Source organism: Methanomethylovorans sp., assembly GCF_050177135.1.
In the GTDB taxonomy this organism is placed as follows: Archaea; Halobacteriota; Methanosarcinia; order Methanosarcinales; family Methanosarcinaceae; genus Methanomethylovorans.
Genome location: NZ_JBFXHJ010000164.1, coordinates 1 through 4,454 on the forward strand (window position 1 = coordinate 1; position 4,454 = coordinate 4,454).

Consider the following 4,454-nt stretch of genomic DNA (forward strand, 5'->3'; position numbering starts at 1 on the left):
TGTAATTGACCAACGGTATGATCAATGTGATATGCAACGGATACTGGATGCACTGGGAAGATTGCACGTCAGGAATTCTAAGTATGTTGCTTGAAAATTGGAATGAAGAACTTAAACGAGTTCAACCCTTCCATAAAGATATCTATTTTACTGAAGAGTATTGTAGACTTTATAATTCAGAGCAAAGGAAAGCTGCTGCTTTTAGTGTGAAGATAGGTCAAGACAGGTTACTCATGCCCATCATGCTTGGTGAGATACCAGGCATGACCGGATTCTATGATTTTGAAACTCCTTATGGATATGGTGGTCCAATAGCCACAAATAATGATCCTGAGTTCTGGAAAAAAGCGTTATCAATACTGCTTGATGAGATGCGCATGCAAAACATAGTTTGCGGATTAATACGTTACCATCCGCTTTTGGGGAATGAAGATTCTGCGAAGGTGCTACTACCTTCTGTTAAAGACAGAAAAACTGTAATTATCGATCTCCGGCCAAATGAGAATGAGATTTGGGAAGCACAAGTACATTCAAAAAACAGGAATGCTATCCGTAAAGCAGAAATGGCTGGTCTTGAGTTCACTGTTGATGATGATTTTTCAGAACTGAATAATTTTATCAATATTTATGAATCAACAATGAAGCGATTAGGTGCGGCTACTGGATATCTGTTTGGTCCTGACTATTACAATGGAATTAAAACGGAACTAATGGGGAATTCGTTCATTGGGATGGTTCGAAGCAAGGGGACTATAATTGCAGCCGCAATATTCTTATATCAAATACCATGGGGCCATTACCATCTGTCGGGATCTACACCCGATGCTCGACTATTAAGTGCGAATAATTTTCTGGTTTATCGAGGTGCTTTGGAGTTGAAACGAAGAGGAGTAGAGGTTATGCATTTAGGGGGAGGGACTGATTCACAAGAAAAAAACAGTCTGCTTGCGTTCAAGCAAAGGTTTTCTCCAAATAACAGGTGGTTTTCCATAGGTAAAGTTGTCTTAAATGCAGAAAAATATAAAATACTTGGAATGGAATGGGAGAAGAAATTTCCAGAAAAAGTCGGTCTGTATGGTAAGTATTTGCTGAAATACCGGATGTAAGCGAGGAATTAATGGGTGTATATATAATTGCAGAGGCAGGTGTAAATCATAATGGCAATGTTAAGTTGGCACATGAACTGTGTGATGCCGCGAAGGAAACAGGAGTTGATGCCATAAAGTTCCAGACTTTCAAGACTGAAAAAATACTTACAAAGAGTGCTGGAATGGCCGATTATCAAGCAAGGAATGTTGGACAAATAAAAACACAGTTTGAGATGGTAAAAGAACTTGAATTGGGATTTGAAGATTTCCGTGAGATAAAAAAGCACTGTGATTCGATTGGTCTTGATTTTCTGTCAACTCCGGATGATGTTGATAGCCTGGATTTTCTTGTAGATGATCTTGGAGTATCAGTAATAAAAATTGGATCTGGTGAAGCAACTAACATCCCTTTCCTGAGAATAATTGGTTTGAAAAAGAAGCCAATCATCCTTTCTACAGGAATGAGCACTTTAGGTGAGATAGAAAAAGCTATGATGGAACTTAAGAGTTCAGGGGCAGGAGAAATAACTCTATTGCATTGTACCACCAACTATCCATGCCCTATTGATCAAGTAAATTTACGAGCCATGATTACATTGCGACAAGCCTTTGGAGCGAGGATTGGTTACTCGGATCATACACGAGGTATCGAAGTTGCAGTTGGGGCAGTTGCTCTGGGAGCAGAAATCATTGAAAAGCATTTTACGCTGGATAGAAGCATGATTGGTCCTGATCATATCGCGAGTATGAGTCCCATTGAGATGAATAACCTGGTAGCCTCAATAAGGTCTATTGAAAAGGCGTTGGGGACAGGCAGGAAAATTCCAACAGATAGTGAGATTTCCATCAAGGCTATGGTTAGACGTTCCATTGTTGCATCCAGGGTGATAGAGATTGGTGAATTGTATGCTGAAAATAATATAACAACCAAGCGAACCGGTGGTACCGGAATACCAGCCGAATTATGGGATTATGTGATCGGTCGTATAGCTGTAAAGAGACTTGAAGTTGATGACGTAATAAGCATATAGGATTTGTTTTTTGCTGTTTCTGGTATTTCTACTAAGCATAGAGAAGTACTCTGAAACGGTAAGTTGAATGAGGTATTCTATAATAATAAGGCTCGATCCTTTGGTTAACAGTTTCCAATAACTAAATTGGTAATTAGAAACTATTGGAGGTCTTATGAAGGTAGGAATTATCGGTTTAGGTACTATCGGGATAAAGATGGTCGAGTACCTTAGTGACAAGGGATTCCAGATTGTTGCATATAATTGGAGATCAATTGAGGAAAAGAAATCTAAATTTTCTTCAAACCTGGACAAGAAAATAAAATATGAGAAGATTGGTATGAATCAAATGGATTTGATAAAATCCAGAATTCATTTTACTGAAATTCTCACAGATTTGTCTGAAGTAGATTTGATTATTGATAGTTCTATTGAAAGTTATGAAGTAAAAGTCAGAATTTACAAACAGCTTAAAGAAGAAAATATCAGCAAGGTAATTGCTTGTACGACTTCCAGTCTGAACCTTGAAACCCTTGGGAACTCATATGATTCCAGTCTATTTGTCGGAGTTCATTTCTTTAACCCTCCGACAAAAATGAGGCTTGTCGAAATTTCTTTCCTAAAAGAGAATAAAGAGCCTACCAAAGCTATTGTGTATGAATTCCTTGGGATGCTAGACGACAAAAAAATCATAGAATTGCCTTTGATGCAGGGATATATAGTAAACCGTCTTCTTTTCCTGTATATGAATGCTGCTTTTCGAATAATGCAAGAGTATGATTTAAGTCCGGAAGTAATTGATGAAGCAATGAAAGCTGGCACTAATATGCCAATGGGACCTTGTGAGCTTAATGATTATGTTGGAACTGATATCACACTCAGTATATTGAACGAGTTGAAGTGCGCGTTTGGTGCTGATTTATATGAACCATGTCCTATCCTGAATAATATGGTTGCTTCGGGGAAACTTGGTCGTAAATCAAAGTATGGATTTTATAATTATATATAGAGTTGCAGAATACTGAAGTGGCTGTCCTGAATTTGTACCACTATTCATGGTAACTGCATCCAAAACAAGGAACCCTTGATTATTGTTATTCTATATCTTAGATGAAGTAGTTCAGAGAGTGAGCTTATTACTAAACCAGTAAATGATAGACGGAACTAAGTATTATTTATATTAACTCTCAACTCTGAATTCAGCTTGATGTTGATGGAGTTGTAATATGAACCTAAGGTTTAGTAGATGTGCTATTGCTGATTTTGACGATTATTTTTCATTACGATGTGAAAAAGAAAATACTCTCTGGACAGGATATCAGAAAGTTCCAGAAAAAAATGAATTATATGATTGGTTTTCCAGACAGTTAAAAAGAAAGGATCGTTTGTTTTTCATAGTAAGAGATGAAGAAAATGGAAGCGCAGTAGGTTACCTGTATATTGACATACTAGGTGATAATAATGAAATCATGGAAACAGGTCATGGTGTAAGTAGTAAAATGAAAGGCAAAGGAATAGGTTCAGCTATTATCAAGTTTGCCAAGGATTATACTATTGAACAATTAAAGAGTGTGAAACGAATTGATGGATGGATTGCCTCAGATAATATTGGATCGATTAAGAATGTTCTTAATAATGGATACCATAAAACAAAAGACCAGAAAATAATAAGTTTTGAAGGATTTGGACAAGATAAAATCATGGTTCGCTACGAATACATCATTGAACAGTGATTTGGTTCTGACTATTGTAAAGAGTTCCTGATTTTCTGTTCTTTACCTATTGCTACCCACTGGAAATGATCGATAAGGCAAGAAGACTTAAGGTACAAGGCGGTATGAGATGAATAGGGATTTACTGATTAGACAAAGTGTATCTATAAAAACCGCTCTTCAGGTGTTAAACAAGACTGCGATGAAAGTACTATTTGTCACTGATGATGAAAGGAAGCTGATTGGTTCTTTGACAGATGGGGATATTCGTAGGGCTATACTGAAAGATATTTCTCTGGAAAATTCCATCGAAGAAATTTTCAATAAAAAGCCTGCCTATCTTGTTGAAGGAAATTATTTGGATTCTGATATCAAAGAGTTGTTCCTGAAGCAAAGAATCGAGTTGATACCTATTGTTGGAGATAGAGGAGAAATAATCGATATCATTTCCTGGAATGATCATTTTGGGGAAAAAAAAATTGATGATTACAAAGGACCATCTATTGGTATCCCGGTAATAATAATGGATGGTGTAAGGGGAACCCGCATGGCACCATTTACTAATTTTTTGCCAAAGCCCTGGATTCCCTTTGTTTAAAAAACAATAATCTAGATTATTATAGACTATTTTTTAAAATAGGTTC

At 36.8% G+C, this 4,454-nt stretch carries 5 protein-coding genes; all 5 read left to right on the forward strand.

Features of this window, described 5'->3' with window-relative positions; genetic code table 11:
• Positions 1 to 83: 83 nt before the first annotated feature.
• The 5 genes from AB7U21_RS10600 to AB7U21_RS10620 all read left to right on the forward strand — a co-directional run bounded on the left by AB7U21_RS10600 (position 84) and on the right by AB7U21_RS10620 (position 4,408).
• The gene (locus tag AB7U21_RS10600) at positions 84 to 1,106 is read left to right on the forward strand and encodes a GNAT family N-acetyltransferase (RefSeq protein ID WP_428388904.1); all 1,023 of its coding nucleotides are present in this window, start codon (positions 84 to 86) and stop codon (positions 1,104 to 1,106) included.
• 11 nt (positions 1,107 to 1,117) lie between these two features.
• Positions 1,118 to 2,119 carry an N-acetylneuraminate synthase gene (neuB, locus tag AB7U21_RS10605; RefSeq protein ID WP_428388906.1) on the forward strand — a complete coding sequence of 334 codons (1,002 nt, stop codon included), beginning with the start codon at positions 1,118 to 1,120 and terminating at the stop codon, positions 2,117 to 2,119.
• A gap of 154 nt (positions 2,120 to 2,273) precedes the next feature.
• The gene (locus AB7U21_RS10610; protein ID WP_428388908.1) at positions 2,274 to 3,107 is read left to right on the forward strand and encodes a 3-hydroxyacyl-CoA dehydrogenase family protein; all 834 of its coding nucleotides are present in this window, start codon (positions 2,274 to 2,276) and stop codon (positions 3,105 to 3,107) included.
• A gap of 217 nt (positions 3,108 to 3,324) precedes the next feature.
• Positions 3,325 to 3,831, forward strand: a complete 507-nt coding sequence (locus tag AB7U21_RS10615; protein WP_428388910.1) for a GNAT family N-acetyltransferase — start codon at positions 3,325 to 3,327, stop codon at positions 3,829 to 3,831.
• A gap of 109 nt (positions 3,832 to 3,940) precedes the next feature.
• Positions 3,941 to 4,408: a CBS domain-containing protein gene (locus AB7U21_RS10620; RefSeq protein WP_428388912.1), complete on the forward strand. Its 468-nt coding sequence runs from the start codon at positions 3,941 to 3,943 to the stop codon at positions 4,406 to 4,408.
• Positions 4,409 to 4,454: the final 46 nt, after the last annotated feature.